General features: G+C 51.4%; 21 protein-coding genes. 12 read left to right on the forward strand and 9 right to left on the reverse strand.

The genetic code is table 11. The features are described 5' to 3' along the window. The first annotated feature begins 154 nt into the window (after positions 1-154). From DFR60_RS21210 to DFR60_RS21220, 3 genes are read left to right on the forward strand one after another with little or no spacing between them, the layout of a single operon-like run. Positions 155-733, forward strand: coding sequence for a PadR family transcriptional regulator (locus tag DFR60_RS21210; protein ID WP_110324673.1), 579 nt, complete (start codon positions 155-157; stop codon positions 731-733). Continuing rightward, positions 708-1238 (forward strand): flavodoxin family protein, encoded by a 531-nt coding sequence (locus DFR60_RS21215; protein WP_110324674.1) that lies wholly within the window; start codon positions 708-710, stop codon positions 1236-1238. Before DFR60_RS21210 ends, DFR60_RS21215 begins: the two co-directional genes overlap by 26 nt. Beyond that, positions 1235-1915 carry a hypothetical protein gene (locus DFR60_RS21220; RefSeq protein ID WP_110324675.1) on the forward strand — a complete coding sequence of 227 codons (681 nt, stop codon included), beginning with the start codon at positions 1235-1237 and terminating at the stop codon, positions 1913-1915. Before DFR60_RS21215 ends, DFR60_RS21220 begins: the two co-directional genes overlap by 4 nt. Positions 1916-1977: 62 nt before the next feature. On the opposite strand, the gene DFR60_RS21225 is transcribed toward DFR60_RS21220, so the two are convergent. From DFR60_RS21225 to DFR60_RS21235, 3 genes are read right to left on the reverse strand one after another with little or no spacing between them, the layout of a single operon-like run. Next, positions 1978-3675 carry a glycoside hydrolase family 3 protein gene (locus tag DFR60_RS21225; protein WP_110324676.1) on the reverse strand — a complete coding sequence of 566 codons (1698 nt, stop codon included), beginning with the start codon at positions 3673-3675 and terminating at the stop codon, positions 1978-1980. Then, complete coding sequence (locus DFR60_RS21230) at positions 3668-4528, reverse strand: HAD family hydrolase (protein ID WP_110324677.1); 861 nt, start codon at positions 4526-4528, stop codon at positions 3668-3670. Before DFR60_RS21230 ends, DFR60_RS21225 begins: the two co-directional genes overlap by 8 nt. A gap of 56 nt (positions 4529-4584) precedes the next feature. Beyond that, the gene (locus DFR60_RS21235) at positions 4585-5976 is read right to left on the reverse strand and encodes an MFS transporter (protein WP_110324678.1); all 1392 of its coding nucleotides are present in this window, start codon (positions 5974-5976) and stop codon (positions 4585-4587) included. Between the two features lie 175 nt (positions 5977-6151). On the opposite strand from DFR60_RS21235, the gene DFR60_RS21240 reads away from it, so the two are divergent. From DFR60_RS21240 to DFR60_RS21250, 3 genes are all read left to right on the forward strand, one after another. Continuing rightward, a complete protein-coding gene (locus DFR60_RS21240; RefSeq protein ID WP_110324679.1) occupies positions 6152-7381 on the forward strand; it encodes an AraC family transcriptional regulator in 1230 nt (409 codons plus the stop codon). Positions 7382-7408: 27 nt separating this feature from the next. Next, complete coding sequence (locus DFR60_RS21245) at positions 7409-7765, forward strand: winged helix-turn-helix transcriptional regulator (protein ID WP_025531290.1); 357 nt, start codon at positions 7409-7411, stop codon at positions 7763-7765. A gap of 70 nt (positions 7766-7835) precedes the next feature. Further along, entirely contained in the window at positions 7836-8261 is a 426-nt protein-coding gene (locus DFR60_RS21250) for a pyridoxamine 5'-phosphate oxidase family protein (RefSeq protein ID WP_110324680.1), read from the forward strand. A gap of 107 nt (positions 8262-8368) precedes the next feature. Here the strand turns inward: DFR60_RS21250 and DFR60_RS21255 are convergent, their stop codons facing one another. From DFR60_RS21255 to DFR60_RS21275, 5 genes are read right to left on the reverse strand one after another with little or no spacing between them, the layout of a single operon-like run. After that, on the reverse strand, positions 8369-9094 hold the full coding sequence (locus DFR60_RS21255; RefSeq protein ID WP_110324681.1) for a PHP domain-containing protein: 726 nt from the start codon (positions 9092-9094) through the stop codon (positions 8369-8371). Next, positions 9081-9434, reverse strand: coding sequence for a hypothetical protein (locus DFR60_RS21260; RefSeq protein WP_110324682.1), 354 nt, complete (start codon positions 9432-9434; stop codon positions 9081-9083). Before DFR60_RS21260 ends, DFR60_RS21255 begins: the two co-directional genes overlap by 14 nt. Positions 9435-9452: 18 nt before the next feature. Further along, entirely contained in the window at positions 9453-10853 is a 1401-nt protein-coding gene (locus DFR60_RS21265) for a [Fe-Fe] hydrogenase large subunit C-terminal domain-containing protein (RefSeq protein ID WP_110324683.1), read from the reverse strand. 15 nt (positions 10854-10868) lie between these two features. Further along, a complete protein-coding gene (locus tag DFR60_RS21270) occupies positions 10869-11294 on the reverse strand; it encodes an ATP-binding protein (RefSeq protein WP_022030802.1) in 426 nt (141 codons plus the stop codon). Beyond that, complete coding sequence (locus tag DFR60_RS21275; protein WP_002604563.1) at positions 11294-11641, reverse strand: DRTGG domain-containing protein; 348 nt, start codon at positions 11639-11641, stop codon at positions 11294-11296. Before DFR60_RS21275 ends, DFR60_RS21270 begins: the two co-directional genes overlap by 1 nt. 387 nt (positions 11642-12028) lie before the next feature. Here DFR60_RS21275 and DFR60_RS21280 point away from each other — a divergent pair, with 387 nt between their 5' ends. The 6 genes from DFR60_RS21280 (at position 12029) to DFR60_RS21305 (ending at position 19035) form a co-directional block, all read left to right on the forward strand. Then, positions 12029-12523 (forward strand): NADH-quinone oxidoreductase subunit NuoE family protein, encoded by a 495-nt coding sequence (locus tag DFR60_RS21280; protein WP_110324684.1) that lies wholly within the window; start codon positions 12029-12031, stop codon positions 12521-12523. A gap of 10 nt (positions 12524-12533) precedes the next feature. Further along, complete coding sequence (locus tag DFR60_RS21285; protein WP_002604565.1) at positions 12534-13091, forward strand: sensor histidine kinase; 558 nt, start codon at positions 12534-12536, stop codon at positions 13089-13091. A 24-nt stretch (positions 13092-13115) separates the two neighbouring features. Next, positions 13116-13493 (forward strand): (2Fe-2S) ferredoxin domain-containing protein, encoded by a 378-nt coding sequence (locus DFR60_RS21290; RefSeq protein WP_002604566.1) that lies wholly within the window; start codon positions 13116-13118, stop codon positions 13491-13493. Positions 13494-13505: 12 nt separating this feature from the next. Beyond that, the gene (gene nuoF / locus DFR60_RS21295; protein WP_110324685.1) at positions 13506-15293 is read left to right on the forward strand and encodes an NADH-quinone oxidoreductase subunit NuoF; all 1788 of its coding nucleotides are present in this window, start codon (positions 13506-13508) and stop codon (positions 15291-15293) included. Positions 15294-15310: 17 nt separating this feature from the next. Further along, on the forward strand, positions 15311-17056 hold the full coding sequence (locus DFR60_RS21300) for an NADH-dependent [FeFe] hydrogenase, group A6 (protein ID WP_110324700.1): 1746 nt from the start codon (positions 15311-15313) through the stop codon (positions 17054-17056). A 572-nt stretch (positions 17057-17628) separates the two neighbouring features. Beyond that, entirely contained in the window at positions 17629-19035 is a 1407-nt protein-coding gene (locus DFR60_RS21305; protein ID WP_110324686.1) for an amidophosphoribosyltransferase, read from the forward strand. Between the two features lie 76 nt (positions 19036-19111). Here DFR60_RS21305 and DFR60_RS21310 read toward each other — a convergent pair whose 3' ends face one another. Next, complete coding sequence (locus DFR60_RS21310) at positions 19112-20182, reverse strand: glycerol dehydrogenase (RefSeq protein WP_110324687.1); 1071 nt, start codon at positions 20180-20182, stop codon at positions 19112-19114. Between the last annotated feature and the right edge of the window lie 251 nt (positions 20183-20433).

Here is a 20433-nt window from a genome sequence, read left to right on the forward strand (position 1 = left end):
CACGATGACAGGCGGCATCCTCTTTCATTGTACATGAAAGAAAAAGGGTACGTCAACCTTCACTTGTTTTTTTATGCCCTTGACTTTGGAATGGTTACCTGATATAGTATCGGTATATTATATATCGTTTTGATATATAGCAGGAGGTAATATCATGTTAGAGTATATTATTCTTGGTTTTTTAATGGGATGCGCCGCCAGCGGTTATGACTTAAAGCAGTATATGGCGGAAAGCACCTCCTATTTCTTCGATGCAAGCTATGGGAGCATTTATCCCGCATTAAAGAGGCTGGAAGAGAAAAAACTCATCCTCTCAGAAGAAAAAGTGACCGGAGGAAAGTTCAAGAAGCTCTATTCCATTACGGAAGAAGGCCGCAGTGTCTTTCTTTCCTGGTTAAAGCAGCCGGTGCGTTTTGCTAAAACACGCCTCGATTACCTGGTGCCGTTTTTCTTCTACGAGTATTTAGACCCCACCACGGCAAAGCAGAATCTGGAGTTGTTTATAGAGACCGCCTCCGTAGGGCTCGAAGAGCTGAAGGCACAGAAAGAAGAGCTGAATATCAGAAATATGGACGCCGGCCACACGTTCCACGGATCCGTGCTCGTCTATGGAATCCGTTACTATGAGATGCTGATTGAATGGTGTTCCCAACTGGCAACAGAAAAATCCACAACAACAGCAAACACCCAAAAAGGAGGTCCCCTCAGTGAAAACAATCATCCACGACTTTGACCCCGCCGTATTTGAAGAGCTGTTTCCCGAAACCGCTCAGTTGACCAGGCTCGGAACCTCCGAGCCGCCTGCCGTCATCCTTTCCCCCATGTATCCGGCACGCCCCTGTATCGGCTGTTTTGGCTGCTGGATCAAGACTCCGGGCAGCTGCGTCCTTCCCGATTCCTATCAGGAGATGGGCAAACTGCTGTCTAAAACCAGCGAGCTCATACTCATCAGCCGGTGCTGCTACGGCGGCTACAGCCCCTATGTGAAGAATCTGCTGGACCGCAGCATCGGTTATATCCAGCCATTTTTCCGCATCATTGACGGAGAGATGCACCATGTCATGCGGCACGATAACCGTATGGCAATCACGACGCATTTCTATGGGGACTCTATCACAAAGCTGGAGCAAGAGACCGCAAACCGCCTGGCGAAGGCAAACGCCGTCAATTTCGGAGCTTCCGGCTGTACCGTGCATTTCTATCAGACACCGGAACAGATAAGGGGGAATATGGCATGAAAGGAATTTTGATAAACGGCAGCCCAAAGAGACGCGACAGCTCCTCCGGCGCGCTGCTGGACGATTTAAGGTCTTTACTCGATCCCGGCACTGAGACGGCCGTCATGACCGTTACCGCTTCCCATCCCGCCGCCTCATCTGCTTACACGGGCATGCGCTGGGAGCCAGCCCCCGAGGACGTAAAACAGCTTAGCGGTTTAAGCTTCCTTGTCCTCTCCTTTCCGCTCTATGTGGACGGTATTCCTTCCCATCTGCTTTCCTTTTTAACCGAACTGGAATGGCAGCAGAAAAACAACAGGCTTCTGGAGAGTGCTGAACCGCTGGCCGTCTATGCCGCCGTAAACTGCGGATTTTACGAGGGAAAGCAGGCCGCACTCGCGCTTCGGATTGTGGAGAACTGGTGCCTGCGCTGTGGTTTCGAATACAAACAGGGCATTGGATGCGGCGCCGGGGCCATGCTGGCTCAGTTAAAAGGCGCGCCGCTGCAAAAGGGCATCAAAAAGCCGCTGGGCACTGCACTGAAAGACATGGCTGCACGCATTGGACGCCTTGAAAAGGGAAAGGACCAGCTCATCTCCCTCTCCTTCCCCCGCCCTCTCTACATAGCCGCCGCTCACATCGGCTGGAAGAAACAAGGCCGTGAAAACGGGCTGACCGTGAAAGAATTGAAATCGTAAGACAGAAACTCCCCTGCCGTTTGGATGGAACTCAATCCGGCAGAGGAGTTTCTGTTTTACGACTAAATTCTGGTATCCCAGCGGCCGCAGAATACATTTTCACTGTATCTGCCCTTAAACGGGGACTTTCCGGTCATTTTACTGATAGCGGCGGATACTGCTTCCTCCGAATTCAGATAGGCGTTGATATAAGTCTTTGCCATTGGCACGTCGATCAGATGGTTTGTATAGTTCAGAGAGAGGAATATGGTGGGCAGTTCCGACACGTACCACGGCTGGTCTGCGGGCTGCGCCCATTTTACACGCATGGTATTGTACTGTGCGAATCCCGATACATTAAATACCACCAGACACGCGTCATACTTTTTGCGCAGGTCCTCCATCTTACCTTTTATAGCCGGCGTATCGCCGTCCACGATGAATCCGGCTTCCGTAAGCTTCCTTACGACCATCTCCTTTATGGGAGCGCTGTCGTCCGCCTGAAGCTTGCCGGCAATCACCGTTCCCTCTCCGCCGATAAATACCAGCTTCACCCTCTTATACTTCTCAGGCGTCATTGGAAGGTAATGTTTCGTGTCCTTGACGAGAGTAATGAACTTGTCAGCCTGCTCTGCGGCAGACTTGTGGAACTCGCTGCATCCGATCACCGACAGCTGCTCTCTCGGAGGCATCAGACGGCCTTCGGCCTGCAGCTTGTGGAGTTTCAGCGCCGCCTTGATTCCGAGAATCCGGTGAAGCGCGTCACTTAGCCTCTCCTCCGTAATTACGCCGTTTCTGTAACCTTCCATCATATAGCCGAAGTCCTCGTCCATATCGTTGAAGAACAGGAACATATCGCAGCCCGCGGCAATCGCCTGCGGAACCTGATCCCGGCGAGGCATGGCCGCAAACATGCCGATCATGTGAGACGCGTCGGTTACTACCAGGCCATTAAATCCAAGACGGCCCTTCAATAAATCCGTAATCAGCTCCGGGGACAGGGTTGCCGGCAGAATGTCCTCGTCTGCGGTATCGGGACGAAGCTTTCTCGTATAAGCGGGAAGTGCGATATGCCCCGCCATAATGGTCATGACGCCTTCGTCGATCAGTTCTTTGTAGACTCTTCCGAAGGTATTGTCCCACTCCTCGCAGGTCATATCATTGACGCCCATGAGAAGGTGCTGGTCGTTCTCTTCGGTTCCATCGCCCGGGAAATGCTTCATACAGGTAGCCATATTCTGCGTTCTGGTACCCTTGAAAAATGCCTTCGCATACCGGATGGTATCTTCCGGGCTGTTGTTAAAGGCCCTGCACTGGACAATGGTATTTCTCCAGTTATAGAGCAGATCTACAATTGGTGCGAAGTTCCAGTTGCATCCGATAGCCGCGCTCTCTAAAGCCCCGATTCTCGCCACCTCACAGGCAGTCTCCTCGTCGTCCGCAGCCGCCGTCGCCGCCCCGCAGGCCACCGCGGTACCGCCGCCCACGCCGCCGTTTCCGCCCGCCTCACAGTTAGAAGCGATCAACAGCGGGATTTTTGAATTTTCCTGAAGAACCCGGTTCTGCTCATATAACTCCTCCGGCGGCGCATTGTGATAGCGAATCGCTCCAACGTGATAGTTCTTTACCGCATTTTCCAGGTCTTCCGGCTTTCTGGAGGTCACCATATTGACGAACAGCTGTCCGATCTTCTCCTCATCCGTCATGGATGCGATGGTATCCTCCACCCATTTCATATCTTCATCATTTAAGTAATAAGGTTTTTCTCTTAAATTAACCATTGTTTTCTCCTTTTCCTAAATTTTTCTCAAAATCCGCAGCACACTGACTCTCGTATCCGCCACGATAACTGCCATCTAAGAAACGTTCCAGCGCTTCCTCCCGAAACTGTCTCCAGGACTGCGCCTCCCTCTTCACCAGAATCGGATAGAAGCAGACACCGTTCTGTCCGGCCGCCTGATGGTCTCCGGGCGCGTCACCGATCATCAGGACGTGATCTCTTTCATATCCGGCCTCCAGAAGGCGGCTGATGCAGTACGCCTTGGAACCCTCAGTCTGTGTCAGCACGATATCCGTGAATGGAAGAAGTCCGCACCGCTCCCATTCCTCCACCACAGCCTGCTTATTGGCCGATGAGACAATGGCGATATCGGCCTTCTCATGTGCCGCCCGGATACCTTCCGCCACACCCTCATACGGCTTTTTCGCCTCCTCAGGAAGTCCTCCGATGGCTGCATTTACCGCCTTTGACCAGGAGAGCGCCTTCTGAAAACAAACGTGGGCTTCGTCCGTCTCCATCTTCGACAATGCCTCGCCCGACAGCTCCGGCGCCGTCTCACACCACCGGACAAACGCATCGATCCCATCTATGGAACGGTACTTTCCGGAGGCCTCGCGGAGAACGATAGCCAGCGCCTTGAACCGGTTGATTCCACGGGTCATGGAATACAGATTCACTTCGTTCCAGCGCTCCAGGAGCGCCTCCTCCCACTGCTCCAGCCCCCATTCCCTCACCATGCAGGGGCCAAAGCATTGGAAATGCTTGATATCCATCGTGTCCATAGCACATCCGTCGGAATCGATGCAGATCAGATACTCCTTTTTTCTCTGAAAGTTCTCAAATAAGTTACCCATTGTCCTCACCTTTCCTTAAGTTCTATGATTTCCCAGCTCATTCCGCAGCAGCCGGTTTATTTCTCAGCAGCCCGTCTCTCCGCAAGAATACGGTTGTTTTCCTCTACCACTTTCTTGGATAACGGATATGCGAACAACAGGATCAGGCCTACAATCAGGTAGCAGACGGCCGGAGCCAGAGTCGCCACGGTATAGATATTTTTGGTAACGGATTCCGTCTGTACGATGACCTCACCCGCTTTGGAGGACTGGTAGCCAATCGCGCCCAAAACCCAGCCGCCGAGGCCGCCTGCCAGCGCCTGGCCGATCTTACGAGCAAAGGAGTATACCGCGTAAATAGTGCCGTCGTCGCGGCTTCCGGTCTGTACCTCCTGGTAATCGATTACATCCGTGATAAACGCCCAGATTAGGAGGTTGAAGAGTCCGGTTCCCAGGTTTCCAAAGGCTATCATGACACAGAAGGCCCATGGGTTCTGAATTCTGACGAAAAACAGAATGAAATAAATAATGGAAGCAAATAATACGGAAAATGCGGAAGCTTCTTTCTTACCGAACTTCTTCAAAATCGTTGTTGAAAATGGTGCCAGGATCAGAGTTGCGCCGGTACTGAAGAATCCGGCCAGTGACATGGCCTCTTTACTCTTAAAGTAATCCATGTATAAGTATGTGTTCATACTTCCGGACAGCAGCATGGAGAGCAGAAGAACGATGGCCGCTCCGATGATGGCCAGCAGGCTGCGATTGTGCATCATTCCTTTCACAGCTCTTGCAAAGCTGCCTTTGTTTGTCTCCTTCACCTGCGGCTTTACGCGCTCTGTTGACAGGCTGTAGCACAGGATATAGCAGATCAGGGCCAGAACTGCAAACAGGCAGGCAATATAGAAGAAACGGTCTGCCAGAACCACCTGGTTTCCGCCCTCGTAGGCGTATACAAACAGGGGAACACCCACATTGACACACACGCCGGCCAGTGCCGCGCCTACGCTTCGAAATGTGGAAAGCTGGCCTCTCTCGATGGGTTCCGCGGTGATTCCCGACGCCATGGAACCATAGGGGATATTGATTCCCGTATAGCAGATACTTCCCCAGAATAAATATGTAAGATAGATGTACACCATCTTAAATGTCATGGACTTATCCGCAATAAACGGATTAAACATCAGGACGCCGGCCACAACCACCGGAACGCACATCCTGCGGATCCACGGTCGGAACTTTCCGTCCTTTGTAGGCTTTGCCGTATCCACGATATGCCCCATGGTAATATCAGTAAATGCGTCCACACACCGGGCAACCAGAAACAGCGTTCCTACCGCCATTGCACTGATGCCGAGTACCTTCGTATAGAATACCATAAGAAACGTGCTGGCCAGCATAAAGAAAAAATCATTGCCGAAATCGCCGAACATATAACCGATCTTATCCCTGAAACCAAATTTTCTTTCCATGCAAAATTTCCCCTCCTAAAGGTAAGTTTATCTTTTTTTGATAAACAAACTTTACCATAAATACATAAAAGTCTTGAGGATAATTTTTGTAGTTATCAGCACAATATTTGTTTTGTATGGTATAATATAAAAAAAAAGTAGTATAAAGATTTCGTTACAAAGGAGACCCCCTTATATGAGCCATGAACCTCAGACAGCGGTCATCGATCTGATGATCTCCCTTTTATCCACCACGCTCGGCGTGCAGACCTCCGTTCTCTCTCCCGGTTCGGAAGAACTGACGGATATTGATTACTCCCTGCGGAAATCCATTTTCACCGGACATGACGCCAGGGAACTGTTTAGTGAAATAATGGAAAAAGCCGAGGAGAAATATATCTACAGCATCACGGACCATTTTTTCAGTCACTATATTCTCATGCCGCTTCCGGAAAAGAATCATTGCGGCTGCCTTCTGGTAGGTCCCTATATGACAGAGGAAGCCAACGAGTTCCTGTATAACCGGGTCGTCAACCGGAACCGGCTGACCTTAGAGACGCTTCCCGTGTTAAAGCAGTACTATCAGAACTTATCCATTGTAGATCCCGCGCGAATCACCGCGGCGTTAAACCACATTGCCGTCTTCCTGTATGAGGACCATCACGATCTCACCATCCGCTACATGACAGAGGACTGGAACGAGCAGTACAGCGGCTGGAACTATGTTCCTGATCCGGAACACGCATTTTCCATCCACGTGACGGAAAAACGCTACGCCGCGGAAAACGAATTTCTGGATGCCGTCATGCGGGGAGATCAGGTGCTGGCAGTCCGCCGCTTCGAGACGTTTTTAGACTTCCGCATCGCCCCCAGATACAAGGACCCCATCCGTGACAGCAAGAACCTGATCATCGTTTTAAATACGCTGCTGCGCAAGGCCGCGGAGAAGGCGGTGGTCCATCCGGTATACTTAGATGAGATCTCTCATCATTATGCTGTCCAGATTGAGGCCTCGACCTCCCGCAGACAGCTGGAGAACCTGCGGATTGAGATGGTGCGGAAATACTGCCTTCTTGTCAAGAATCAGTCCCTCAAGAACTATCCGCCGCTGATCCGAGACCTCTTAAACCACATTAACTTAAACTTAAGCTCAGACCTGAGTTTAAAATCCTTATCACAGATGTTCAGTGTCAACGCCAGTTACCTCTCCTCCCTGTTCCGCCGGGAGATGGACATGACCCTGACCGACTACGTCAACGGCCGCCGGATCGACACCGCTCTGAAGCTGCTGAACACCACCGATATTCAGATTCAGGATATTGCCTACTATGTAGGAATCGAAGACGTGAATTATTTTACAAGAATCTTCAAGAAAAAAATCGGCGTATCGCCCACCGAGTACAAAAAATCGATCCGCCCTGCATAGGACGTACGTGTTCAGGAGGTATCAGACATGAAACAGCGAAACGAATACACCTGCCCGCTGGAGCTCACCCACGATGCAATCAGGGGCAAATGGAAGCCCATCATCCTGTGGCAGCTGAACAAGGGCGGCAGCTCCCTCTCCTCTCTCAAAAAAGAAATCGCCGGCATTTCCCAGAAGATGCTGCTCCAGCAGTTAAGCGAGCTGGCCCAGTACGGCTTCGTTGGCAAGACTACCTACGACGGATATCCGCTGAAGGTGGAATACTACTTAACCGACCGAGGCAGGAAGATCTTTGAGGCGGTTACCATCATGCAGAGCGTTGGCATCGACATGATGACAGAAGATGGGCGGGAAGATTTTCTGAGAGAAAAAGGGCTGCTGTAGTTACAAAAAAGTGGGTACTGTTCACGCCCGTCTCACCGTTCTATAATGAGAAAAAAAGGAGGATTTACATATGAAAGACGCCCAGAATACCGTAGGAAATATGCTTGACAAACAGAGTGTCTCATTTATCGGTTCCGTCTCCGCAGATGGATTTCCCAATGTCAAGGCCATGCTGCGGCCACGGAAACGGGATGGAATCAGAACCATCTATTTCACCACAAACACCTCTTCCATGAGGGTCGGGCAGTTCCGTGAAAACCCGAAGGCGTGTGTCTACGTCTGCGACAGCCGCTTTTTCCGCGGCGCCATGCTGACCGGAACCATGGAGGTTTTGGAGGACAGCGAGAGCAAGGAGATGATCTGGCAGGAGGGCGACACTATGTATTACCCAGGCGGAGTCACAGACCCGGATTACTGCGTCCTCCGTTTTACCGCCTTAAGCGGACGTTTCTACACCAATTTTCATTCCGAATGCTTCGAGATCCCGGAAGCGTAAGCGGCAGAAGGAATGTATCAACAAAAAACGAGGAAAGAGGCGGTCCGCGCAATTGCTGCGCGAATCGCTTCTTTCCTGTCGTTTTCTTTCCTGCCGTTTCTATCTGATCATACTCCCAACGGCCGGAGCAGGCAGTCCACAACACCTTTCATACTCTTTTCTTCAGCCTCGATCGTAAGCTCGGGCTCATGAATATCCTCCAGATAATGGGCGTCGGAATTGCTGATAATCCGGCATCCGTTCAGATAGGGATTGGTCCGTTTCAGCTCATGCAGTTTTTTCAAATCCTTCACCTCCGCAGTCGTAAACTGACTGTCCGGAGGCACAAAACCTAAGTTGGAGACCAGACTGTTGGCCGTCTTGTCGATGTGAGCCGGAAACATCACCCCATCGTAGGAGCGCACCAGCTCCCACAGCCCGTCAAAGGAGATATCCGTGCTGTTGATCAGAAGATTTGGCACGGTTCCGTACACTTCGTCTTCCTTATTATATAGCTGCTGTTTTCCAAATATTTCCTCATTGTTTGGAAAAGGGATAAGCCTGTCGTAAACGTAGGCATCGAAGGCCATGGCTGCCTCCAGGTTCGGAAAAAGGCAGACGGCGTGGACCTCCTCCGAAGTGTTGATCTCCATCCCGGGAACTGCCAGAACGCCGTATTCCTCAGCAAAACGCAGGACCGCCGGACAGTTTTTGCAGGAGTTGTGATCCGTCACCGCGATTACATCCAGCCCCTTTATGGCTGCCATCCCGACGATATTGCCCGGTGTCATATCGTCATCCCCGCATGGTGATAAGCAGGAATGGATATGCAGATCATAGCTAAGGCTCTTCATGCGCTCCTGCCTGAAGCATGTTCCAGACGATGAGAGCCGCCTCAAATATGGGGACTTCCGTCTTAAGTACCGTAATCTCCTGATCGGCAGCTTTCTTTCTGGCCACATCATCGAGAGCGGCACCTTCCGCCATGATCACACAGGCTGCATCCGCCAGGGAGGCAACCGCCAGCGTATTCATATTGCCCATCACCGTCACCCAGGCGCATCCTTCAGGCGCGCGCCCCATGGCAATACTGAGTAAGTCACAGCAGAACGGCTTTGTGATTACCCGTTCCAGCCCCTTTCCGGTATTTACGACATCGAAGATGCCGCTGTCTATCAACTCCTGAACCGTCATATATTTTCTGCTCCTTCCCTATTCCTTTTCTTTCTCCTTCTCGTCCCGGCTGTCAAGCAGTGACATCTCGTCGGAAATTCTCTGAATGTATTCCGTCATAACCTTTAGCATCTCGTAACCTTCGGCGTTGCCAGCCGCTATATCGTCCGCCAGGATCGACACCTCCTCGGACAGCTTATGTAAATTCTCTCTCAGGTAATAGACGCAGTCGGACTCTACCGCCTCCCCGCGAACAATATCCTCGGCCAGCGCCTTGCAGGTCGGCGCGCCGCAGGAGCCGCAGTCCAGACCCGGCAGCTTCTTACAGAGCCGTTCCACCTGGTTGAGCCTCGCAAAGCTCTCCATCATGGTGTTCCCGAGATTAAACACCGGTTCGTACTGGACATCCTTCGTCCATTTAACAAGCTCCTCGGCATCGCCGTCGATATGACTTCTTGCCACCGGCATGTATTTGCGCAGCCTTTTCAGCTTGACCTCCGCCACATACGGGTTCTCTACGGTCAGCACGCCTCCGACGCAGCCGCCGTTGCAGGCGTTTAGCTCCACAAATTTCAAATTCGTAAACTTCTGGTCTTCCATGTCCTCCAGCACCCGGATGACATTCTCGATCCCGTCGGCGGCCAGATACTCTTCCGTGAAGAGGCCGCTTGCCTCCCCGCCGCTCCGTCCCCAGCTGATGCCGATCTTTCCGGACGTCCCGATCTCCGGCGGATCGTCTCCCACCGCCTTCATGCAGGACAGCAGCTGCGGATATACATCCTTGATGGCAAGCACCCGGTCTACCTCGCTGTGGTCCGTCCCCAGAGGGGATTTTACATACGTCACCTTGGAAGGACACGGAGATATGAAAATGATCCCAATCTTTTCTCTTGGAAGTCCGGTCTCCTTCATGGCCTTCTCTGCTGCCAGGATCGCCGCCACCTCCACAGGGGGATTAAGCGGAAGGAGATTCGGAATCAGGTTTGGGAACCGGACCCGGATCAGCCGCACCACCGAGGGACATGCCGTGCTGATAGCCGGAAGCCGGTCGGGATTCTCACTTAAGTATTCTCTGGTGGCCTCCGAGACCAGCTCGGCAGCCGCGCTCACCTCAAAAACATCGTGAAAGCCCATCATCAGCAGGGCATTTAACACGATATTCACATCGTCTAAATTGTTAAACTGGCTGTATAAGGACGGCGCCGGCAGCGCCACCGTATACTCGTACTGTTTCAGCACATCCAGCTTGTCATACGTCGCATGCTTCGCATGATGGGGGCATACCCTGATGCACTCGCCGCAGTCAATGCAGAATTTGCTGTTGATCTGCGCCTTCCCGTTTCTCACCCTGATCGCCTGGGTCGGACACCGTTTGATGCAGTTAATGCATCCCATGCACAGGTCCGCATCCAGCCTGACTGAATGATAAAATTTATCCACCTTCTCACCCCCAGATTATACTATCTTCACCACCATCCGGACGGTTGTACCCACTCCCAGCGTTGTGTCAACCTCCAGCACATCCGAATACTTCTTCATATTGGGGAGGCCCATGCCTGCTCCGAAGCCCAAAGAGCGCACTTCGTCCGGAGCCGTGGAATATCCGGCCTGCATGGCCAGCTCTACATCAGGAATTCCGGGACCCACGTCCGCCAGGATCATCTCGATCTCTTCCGGCGTTATGTTGACCGTAATCTCCCCGCCCTTCGCATGAATCACCATGTTGATCTCCCCTTCATACATGGCAATGGCAACCTTTCTCACAGCGTCAGGGCTCACGCCCATCTGCTTTAACTTTCCCTTCACATCGCTGCTCGCCTCACCCGCCCTGGTGAAATCATCCGGCGATATGTGATAGTTCAGAGTGATAACATCATCCATCAGATCGCACCTCCATGAAGCCCCGCTGAATAAAGCATTCCACAGGCCGAGAACATCCGGTGGCCGGTGGCCATCACAATTAAGTTTCGCTCCCTCGCCATTTCCAGCATGGCATCATCGGGCTTTTTCCCTCTGACAAAAACAAGACAGACAATATCCAGCATCTCCGCGGTACGGATCACCTGCGGATTACAGAGCCCTGTAAGCAGCACAGAATGATCCTTGGAAAATGCCAGCACATCGCTCATCATGTCGGAACCGCAGGCACTCCGCACTTCCACCTCCAAATGATCCTCACCGACCAGCACCCTGGCGCCCAGAATATCCTTTACATCTCTAGCAGTCATACATACACTCTCCTTTTTGATGATTTTATCACTTCAGCCATGATATTCTTTTTCAATTCATAAGTAGATTATAGTAATTTTTCGAAGGAAAGGAAAGCCTTTTATATAATTTCTTTTATTTTTAGAATATTCCGGTCCTCTATCTGTTAAAAATACACAAAAGTCTGGTCTGTGTGCAGCCTGCCTGCCAATGCCGAAAGGAACCGGATTACCGCCATTTGCTATATCCTACTACTTTTCTATGTAATAAATCATGAAATCAGTATATTTTTACCTATATATATCGTTATTTTTTTGTCGAATCTCTCCGAACCTATGGATTTTTTCTCAATATCATGGTAGAATGTTAGATACATTGCATAAGCAACAATTTAAGGAGGTTATAAAATGGCTTGCAAAAAACAAGGTGTCCTGTTTAGCGGGACAAAAGAGCAGGAAGACGCTTTAAAAAAAGTGATTTCCGAGCTTAAAGGCACGAAAGGCGCCCTGATGCCAATCATGCAGAAGGCACAGGACATTTATGGTTATCTTCCAATTGAAGTACAGACCATGATATCTGATGAAACGGGCATACCGCTTGAGAAAATATACGGTGTTGCTACCTTCTATGCCCAGTTTGCCCTCCAGCCAAAGGGTAAATATCAGGTTTCTGTCTGTCTTGGTACAGCCTGTTACGTCAAGGGCTCCGGCGAGATTTACAATAAGCTGGTTGAGCTTCTTGGCATTACCAACGGAGAATGCACTCCCGATGGTAAATTTTCCCTTGATTCCTGCCGATGCGTAGGCGCATGCGGACTCGCTCCGGTCATGATGATCAACGGCGAAGTTTACGGCAGACTGACACCCGATGACGTCCCTGGCATTCTTGCCAAATATGAATAGTTAAAATCCCATGATGACAGAAATTTCTTTAAATGTATTGGATGTAGCGGAAAATTCCACGAGAGCGGGCGCAGCGCTTGTCGCTATCACCGCAGCCGTCGACACTGCTTCCGACCTGCTGACTATCACCATAGCGGATGATGGATGCGGCATGACAGAGGAGCAGGCAGCTCATGTGACGGATCCATTTTTTACGACCAGAAAGACGAGAAAGGTAGGCCTCGGCATTCCCTTTTTTAAGTATGCTGCAGAGAGCACCGGCGGAAGCTTTACCATCGACTCAACTCCCGGTGTGGGAACCACGGTCACCGCAGTTTTCGGTCTTTCCCATATTGACCGGATGCCGCTTGGAGATATGAACGGAACGATAGAGACGCTCATTACATGCCATCCGGATACGGATTTTCTCTATACATACCGCTATAACGATGCGTCATTTGTACTGGATACCAGAGAGTTTCGGGAGATTTTAGGGGATATCCCCTTTGACACCCCCGAGGTATCCGCCTATATCAAGGAATATCTGGCAGAAAACAAACTTGAAACAGATGGTGGCGCGGTCATTTAGACCGGCCGGAATTGGAGGAATAACATGAAGACTCTTGAAGAATTAAAGGCAATCCGAGAGAAAATGCAGAGTCAGGTCAGCATGCGCGAAGAAGACCACGCACGCACCCGTGTACTGGTTGGTATGGCAACCTGCGGAATCGCCAGCGGCGCAAGACCTGTTCTTAATAAACTTTCCACACTCGTTCAGGAAAATAACATGACAGACCGTTTTTCCGTTACACAGACAGGCTGCATCGGCTTATGCCAGTATGAGCCCATCGTCGAGATTCTCGAGCCTGGTAAAGAAAAAGTAACTTATATCAAGATGAACGCCGAGAAAGCGGAAGAAGTATACAAAGAGCATCTGATCGGCGGTCATATTCTGGAAAATTACACGCTGGGTTCAGCTGACATTAAATAAGGAGGAAACAAGATGTATCGTTCACATGTATTAGTTTGCGGCGGAACGGGATGTACTTCCTCCGGAAGCCAGCAGATTATGGTAGCATTAAGAGAAGAATTAAAGAAGCAGGGACTGGATGAGGAGGTTTCCGTCGTTCAGACAGGCTGCCATGGACTCTGTGCCCTTGGCCCGATTATGATCGTTTACCCGGATGCAACCTTCTACGCCATGGTCAAGGAAGAGGACATTCCTGAGATCGTAGAAGAACACTTATTAAAGGGACGTCCTGTACAGAGACTCCTCTATGATGAGACGGTTACGCCATCCGGCGTCAAGTCCTTAGGAGACACCGATTTCTATAAGAAGCAGCACAGAATCGCACTGCGCAACTGTGGCGTCATCAACCCGGAAGTCATCGAAGAGTACATCGGTACCGGCGGATATCAGGCCCTCGGAAAGGTTTTAACCGAGATGACTCCGGACGATGTAATTCAGGTTCTGCTGGACAGCGGTTTGAGAGGCCGCGGCGGCGCCGGTTTCCCGACCGGACTCAAGTGGAAGCTGGCTAAAGGCAACGCTGCAGACCAGAAGTATGTCTGTTGTAACGCCGACGAGGGCGACCCCGGCGCGTTCATGGACCGTTCCGTTCTGGAAGGTGATCCTCACGCAGTACTGGAGGCCATGACCATCGCAGGTTACGCCATCGGCGCTTCCCAGGGTTATATCTACGTTCGTGCAGAGTACCCGATCGCCGTACAGCGTCTGAAGATCGCCATTGACCAGGCCAGAGAGATGGAACTCCTGGGCGACGATATCTTCGGCTCAGGCTTCTCCTTCAATATCGATTTAAGACTCGGCGCAGGCGCATTCGTCTGTGGTGAGGAGACTGCCCTTATGGTATCCATCGAAGGCAACCGAGGCGAACCGCGCCCGCGTCCTCCGTTCCCGGCACAGAAAGGTTTATTTGGCAAGCCAACCATTTTAAATAACGTAGAGACCTGGGCGAACATTCCTCAGATCATCTTAAACGGACCGGAGTGGTTCTCCTCCATGGGAACCGAGAAGTCCAAGGGAACGAAAGTATTCGCTCTCGGCGGCAAGATTCATAATACCGGCCTTGTAGAAGTTCCGATGGGAACCACACTGCGCGAGATCATCGAAGAGATCGGCGGCGGTATCCCCAACGGCAAGAAGTTTAAAGCGGCTCAGACCGGCGGACCATCCGGCGGATGTATCCCGGCAGAGCATTTTGATATTCCGATCGACTACGACAACCTGGTTGCCATCGGCTCCATGATGGGTTCCGGCGGTCTGATCGTTATGGACGAAGACGACTGTATGGTCGACATCGCCAAGTTCTTCTTAGAGTTCACGGTTGAGGAGTCCTGCGGTAAGTGTACCCCGTGCCGAATCGGTACGAAGCGTATGCTGGAGATCTTAGAGAAGATCACCAAAGGCCAGGCTACCATGGCTGACCTCGATAAGCTGGAAGAATTATGTTACTACATAAAGGCCAACTCGGCCTGCGCACTTGGGCAGACAGCACCGAACCCGGTACTTTCCACATTAAAGTACTTCCGTGATGAATACGTAGCCCATATTGTAGATAAGACCTGTCCTGCAGGCGTTTGTAAGGCTCTTCTCTCCTATCATATCGATCCTGAGAAGTGTAAGGGCTGTACGCTCTGTGCAAGGAACTGTCCTGCCAACGCAATTACCGGTACCGTCAAGAATCCGCATGTTATCGATGGCGATAAGTGTATCAAGTGCGGCGCTTGTATGGAGAAGTGTAAGTTTGGCGCTATCTACAAGAAATAATGGAGGGAGAACGTATCATGGAGAATATTACAATTAAAATCAACGGCATGGAAGTCAGTGCTCCAGAAGGCTCCACCATTCTGGAAGCAGCAAGACTCGCCCATGTTGAGATACCAACTTTATGTTATTTAAAAGATCTTAATGAAATTGCCGCCTGCCGTATGTGTACGGTTAAGATTAACGGCGGCAAGCTGGCTGCGGCCTGTGTTTACCCGATTAATCCGGGCCTTGAGGTATGGACCAACACGCCTGACCTCGTAGAATACAGAAAAAAGACGCTCCAGCTGATTTTATCCAACCACAACCGTTCCTGTTTATCCTGTGTCCGCAGCGGAAACTGCGAGCTGCAGACCTTATGTAAGGAGCTGGGCGTGGAAGACAGCGATTACTACGATGGAGAGAAGACTCCGTCCTGTATCGATGAGAGTGCGGCCCACATGGTCCGTGACAACAGTAAATGTATCCTCTGCCGCCGCTGTTCCGCTACCTGTGAAAAAGTACAGGGAATCGGCGTCATCGGTGCCAATGAGCGTGGTTTCGCCACCATCATCGGTTCCGCATTCGATATGGGCCTGGGCGAGACCAGCTGCGTATCCTGCGGCCAGTGTATCGCAGTCTGCCCGACAGGCGCTCTCTATGAAAAGACCTGCATCGACGACGTAGCCGCCGCTATCGCAGATCCGTCCAAACACGTCATCGTACAGACAGCTCCGGCAGTTCGTGCGGGACTGGGCGAGGAATTCGGCTATCCGATCGGAACGAACGTAGAAGGCAAGATGGCTGCTGCGTTAAGAAGAATCGGCTTCGACAAAGTATTCGATACCAACTTCAGCGCCGACTTAACGATTATGGAAGAAGCGCATGAATTTATTGAAAGAGTTCAGAACGGCGGCACACTGCCGATGATCACCTCCTGTTCCCCAGGATGGATCAAATACTGCGAGCACTATTTCCCGGATATGACGGAGAACTTATCCTCCTGCAAGTCCCCGCAGCAGATGTTCGGCGCTATCGCCAAATCCTACTATGCGGAAAAGATGGGCTTAAAGCCGGAAGATATCGTATCTGTCAGCGTTATGCCATGTACCGCGAAGAAGTTCGAAATCGGCAGAGACAACCAGGCTGCCAACGGCTGCCCGGATGTAGACTACTCCATGACGACGAGAGAGCTCGCCAGAATGATCAAGAAATTCGGTATCCGCTTCAACGAGCTTCCGGATGAAGAATTCGACGCTCCGTTAGGCCTTGGTACCGGCGCGGCTGTCATCTTCGGCGCAACCGGCGGAGTTATGGAAGCAGCCTTGAGAACGGCAGTCGAGACCCTGACCGGCGAGGAATTACAGAAGCTTGACTTTACCGATGTACGCGGCACTGAAGGCATCAAAGAAGCTACCTACAACGTAGCCGGCATGGATGTGAAGGTTGCTGTCGCCTCCGGCCTCGGCAATGCCAGAGAGCTCTTAAACAGAGTAAAATCCGGTGAGGCAGACTACCACTTCATCGAGATCATGGGATGTCCGGGCGGCTGTGTAAACGGCGGCGGCCAGCCCCAGCAGCCAGGCTCTGTCCGCAACACCGTAGACATCAGAGCCCTGCGCGCCAAAGTATTATACGACGAAGACGCAGCCAAAACCATCCGTAAGTCCCACGAGAATCCAGCAATCAAGGAACTCTACGAGACCTACTTAGGAAAGCCCGGCAGCGAGAAAGCGCACCACCTGCTTCACACGACTTATGTAAAGCGAAAAATCAATGAAGTTTAATTTATAATTATTTGCCTGAGACCGTCCCTTTGCCTTAATAAAAAATTCCAAAGGGACGGTCTCTTTGTATCCAGATTACATCTAGCGCCATTCCCCTACCGGAGCCAGTACACAGCCCCAGGGCCTGCGGAGAGTCTGAGGGCGGCAAGGGCGGGAGCGCTGGTGGTTTCCTTTTCCGAGGTACGCAGGAACTTAAGCGGAAAGGCGGGAAAAAGGGGTGGTGAAAGCAGGCCTCAAAGCCTGCTTTCAAGTGCACATGGAGGAAAAATCCTTCAGGATTTCTTCCGTAATTTGCACGATCCGCCCCTTTTTCCCGCCTTTCCGCTTTAGTTCCTGCCACCGAGGAAACAAGAAACCAACAGCGCTCCCGCCCTTGCCGCCCTCAGACTCTCCGCAGGCCCTGGGGCGTCCCCTCCAATACTTCTAAAACCTCATAAGAATATTTAATGGGTAAACCCATTGTTTCCATCTCCTCATATGTGTTAGAATTGTCTCGGACGGCTGATTTGTCAGACCGTCCGGATTGATTTTCACACGATCACACGACTTAATCACATAGAAGAGGGAATTTTATGGGCGGAATATTTGGTGTCGTATCTAAAAAGAGTTGTACACTCGACGTATTTTTCGGAGTGGATTACCACTCCCATCTGGGAACCAAACGCGGCGGTATGGCCGTATACGGGCCACGGGGCTTCTCCCGTGCCATTCATAATATCGAAAACACTCCTTTCCGTACCAAATTTGACGGGGACCTGGAGGAGCTGGAAGGCACTTCCGGGATCGGATGCATATCCGACAATGAGCCGCAGCCGCTCTTAATTCAGTCCCATCTCGGCAGTTTCGCCATCACCACAGTAGGTAAAATCAATAATCAGGACGATTTAATCCGGTCGGCTTATGAGAACGGCCATATTCATTTTATGGAGATGAGCGGCGGCAGGATCAATTCGACAGAACTGGTGGCGGCTCTGATCAATCAGAAAACCAGCATCACAGAGGGCCTTCAGTACGCCCAGGAGCGGATCGACGGCTCCATGACCATACTAATCCTAACCCCGGATGGAATCTACGCGGCAAGAGACCGTATGGGACGCACCCCCATCGTAATCGGTAAAAAGGAAGACGCATTCTGCGCCTCTTTCGAAAGCTTTGCCTACATCAATCTGGGCTACTCTGACTACTATGAGCTGGGCCCAGGAGAGATCGTCTTTTTGACGCCGGAAGGCATGGAAAGCCTGGTTCCAGCCAGGAAAGAGATGAAGATCTGTTCTTTCTTATGGGTTTACTACGGCTATCCGACTTCCTCCTACGAAGGCGTCAACGTGGAAAATATGCGCTATGAGTGCGGAAAGCTTCTGGCCCGCCGGGATGATGTAAAATCAGACATGGTAGCCGGTGTTCCTGATTCCGGCATCGCTCACGCTATCGGATATGCCAACGAATCCGGCATCCCGTTTGCAAGACCCTTTATCAAATATACGCCCACATGGCCCCGTTCCTTCATGCCTCAGAACCAGGGAGAACGGAATCTGATTGCAAAGATGAAGCTGATCCCTGTAGATGCCCTGATCCGCGGCAAGAGTATGCTGCTGATCGACGATTCGATTGTCCGCGGCACACAGCTTGGTGAGACTACGGAGTTCTTATATCAGAGCGGTGCGAAAGAGGTTCATATCCGTCCGGCCTGCCCGCCTCTCATGTTCGGCTGTCCTTACTTAAACTTCTCCCGTTCCAACTCGGAGCTGGATCTGATTACCCGCAGGATCATCCGCGACCGTGAGGGGGACAACGTCTCCGAAGAAGTGCTGGCCGATTACGCGGATCCCGACAGCAGGAACTACCAGGAGATGGTAGAAGAAATCAGAAAGAAACTGAATTTCACCACACTCCGTTACCACAGGCTGGATGATTTACAGGCATCCATCGGTATTTCTCCCTGCAAGCTCTGCACCTATTGCTGGAGCGGGAAAAAATAACAGAAAAAAGAGGTCTCCTGACGTTTTGCTGCAGGAGACCTCTTTTCTATTCCATATAAAAGGTTATAACTACGGATCATTTTGAGAGACGCTTCATCACCCTCACCACTTCCTCCGGCTCCACGTTCCTGCCGATGTTTCTCATCGTCTCTTCCGGTGAACAGCTTCTGGCCGCGGCCTCGAGCAGACGGCGTTCCGGAATTTCTCCCGCATGCATGTCTTCCAGCGAGACCGGAAGCCCTACCTTCCGGCAGAAGCCGCGAATTTTACCGATCTCCTCCTCCGGCCGGCCCTCCAGCACCATCTGCACCAGTGTACAGAACGCCACCTTTTCTCCGTGCATCACGGAAGACAGCTCCGGAAGAAGGGCCAGGCCGTTGTGAAGTGCATGTGCGCAGGCCAGTCCTCCGCTCTCGAAGCCGATTCCGCTTAAATACGTATTGGCTTCCACAATATTTTCCACAGCTTCCGTGCAAAGCCGGTTCTCCACATCTTTTCTGGCCTGTTCCCCATATGTGAGGACCGTATCGAGACACGCCTTCGCCAAAGCCTCCGCCGCAATGGACACGCTGCCGCCGGCCCTCGTCACCGCTCCGTTTCTCCTGCATGCGGAAGCCTCATAATACGTGGAAATGGCATCTCCCATCCCCGCCGCAAACAGCCGCACCGGAGCGTGTGCGATGATCTCCGTGTCCAGAATAATCAGATCAGGGTTCCTCTTTAACGAAAGGTAACGGTCAAAGGTACCGTCCACCCGGTAGAGAACGGCGATTCTGCTGCACGGTGCATCTGTGGATACCGCAGTCGGCACCAGAATCACAGGCTTTCCAGAATAATAGCCTGCCGCCTTTGCCGTATCCTGCGCCTTGCCGCCCCCGATCCCGAATACGGCGCCGCAGTTCTCCGCCAGCCCGGCCAGTCTCGTGGTCTCCCTCTCACAGCACTCGCCGGTAAACACCTCTTCTTTCCAGGAAATCTCCTCTTTCTCAAAGCTCTCCGTCACCGCTTCCCGGTAAACGTCATGGACAAACGGGTCCATAATCAGCAGTACTTCGCCCTCCCCAATGCTCCTGTAATGCTCCGCCAGTTTCTTTATCTCTCCCGGCCCCTGTATGTAGGTGGACGGCGCGTCGATCACACGTCTCATATGGCTGCCTCCATTCTTATAATTTGATCCTATATCCATCATTGTAAAAGATTAATAATTTTTTCACAATATAAATTATCACCAAATTTCCCGTTCCGGTTCCAATGGCTGCAATTTTCCCGATTGCCTTCCCTTCCTACTCCTGTTATACTCCCGTCTTTGACACATGAATGAACGTATAAGTGCCACAACCCCTTTGAAATACTGGGCTTGTGGCACTTTGTACTCTCTTCACGAAATATAGTAATGTT

Origin of the sequence: Hungatella effluvii, assembly GCF_003201875.1 — a bacterium.
Taxonomy (GTDB): domain Bacteria; phylum Bacillota; class Clostridia; order Lachnospirales; family Lachnospiraceae; genus Hungatella; species Hungatella effluvii.

Bases quoted from the DNA above. Each gene is read 5' to 3' on its own strand.
- DFR60_RS21210 (WP_110324673.1), top strand. From the start codon at position 155: ATGTTAGAGTATATTATTCTTGGTTTTTTAATGGGATGCGCCGCCAGC.
- DFR60_RS21220 (WP_110324675.1), top strand. From the start codon at position 1,235: ATGAAAGGAATTTTGATAAACGGCAGCCCAAAGAGACGCGACAGCTCC.
- DFR60_RS21225 (WP_110324676.1), bottom strand. From the start codon at position 3,675: ATGGTTAATTTAAGAGAAAAACCTTATTACTTAAATGATGAAGATATG.
- DFR60_RS21230 (WP_110324677.1), bottom strand. From the start codon at position 4,528: ATGGGTAACTTATTTGAGAACTTTCAGAGAAAAAAGGAGTATCTGATC.
- DFR60_RS21235 (WP_110324678.1), bottom strand. From the start codon at position 5,976: ATGGAAAGAAAATTTGGTTTCAGGGATAAGATCGGTTATATGTTCGGC.
- DFR60_RS21240 (WP_110324679.1), top strand. From the start codon at position 6,152: ATGAGCCATGAACCTCAGACAGCGGTCATCGATCTGATGATCTCCCTT.
- DFR60_RS21245 (WP_025531290.1), top strand. From the start codon at position 7,409: ATGAAACAGCGAAACGAATACACCTGCCCGCTGGAGCTCACCCACGAT.
- DFR60_RS21250 (WP_110324680.1), top strand. From the start codon at position 7,836: ATGAAAGACGCCCAGAATACCGTAGGAAATATGCTTGACAAACAGAGT.
- DFR60_RS21255 (WP_110324681.1), bottom strand. From the start codon at position 9,094: ATGAAGAGCCTTAGCTATGATCTGCATATCCATTCCTGCTTATCACCA.
- DFR60_RS21260 (WP_110324682.1), bottom strand. From the start codon at position 9,434: ATGACGGTTCAGGAGTTGATAGACAGCGGCATCTTCGATGTCGTAAAT.
- DFR60_RS21270 (WP_022030802.1), bottom strand. From the start codon at position 11,294: ATGGATGATGTTATCACTCTGAACTATCACATATCGCCGGATGATTTC.
- DFR60_RS21275 (WP_002604563.1), bottom strand. From the start codon at position 11,641: ATGACTGCTAGAGATGTAAAGGATATTCTGGGCGCCAGGGTGCTGGTC.
- DFR60_RS21280 (WP_110324684.1), top strand. From the start codon at position 12,029: ATGGCTTGCAAAAAACAAGGTGTCCTGTTTAGCGGGACAAAAGAGCAG.
- DFR60_RS21285 (WP_002604565.1), top strand. From the start codon at position 12,534: ATGATGACAGAAATTTCTTTAAATGTATTGGATGTAGCGGAAAATTCC.
- DFR60_RS21290 (WP_002604566.1), top strand. From the start codon at position 13,116: ATGAAGACTCTTGAAGAATTAAAGGCAATCCGAGAGAAAATGCAGAGT.
- nuoF (WP_110324685.1), top strand. From the start codon at position 13,506: ATGTATCGTTCACATGTATTAGTTTGCGGCGGAACGGGATGTACTTCC.
- DFR60_RS21300 (WP_110324700.1), top strand. From the start codon at position 15,311: ATGGAGAATATTACAATTAAAATCAACGGCATGGAAGTCAGTGCTCCA.
- DFR60_RS21305 (WP_110324686.1), top strand. From the start codon at position 17,629: ATGGGCGGAATATTTGGTGTCGTATCTAAAAAGAGTTGTACACTCGAC.
- DFR60_RS21310 (WP_110324687.1), bottom strand. From the start codon at position 20,182: ATGAGACGTGTGATCGACGCGCCGTCCACCTACATACAGGGGCCGGGA.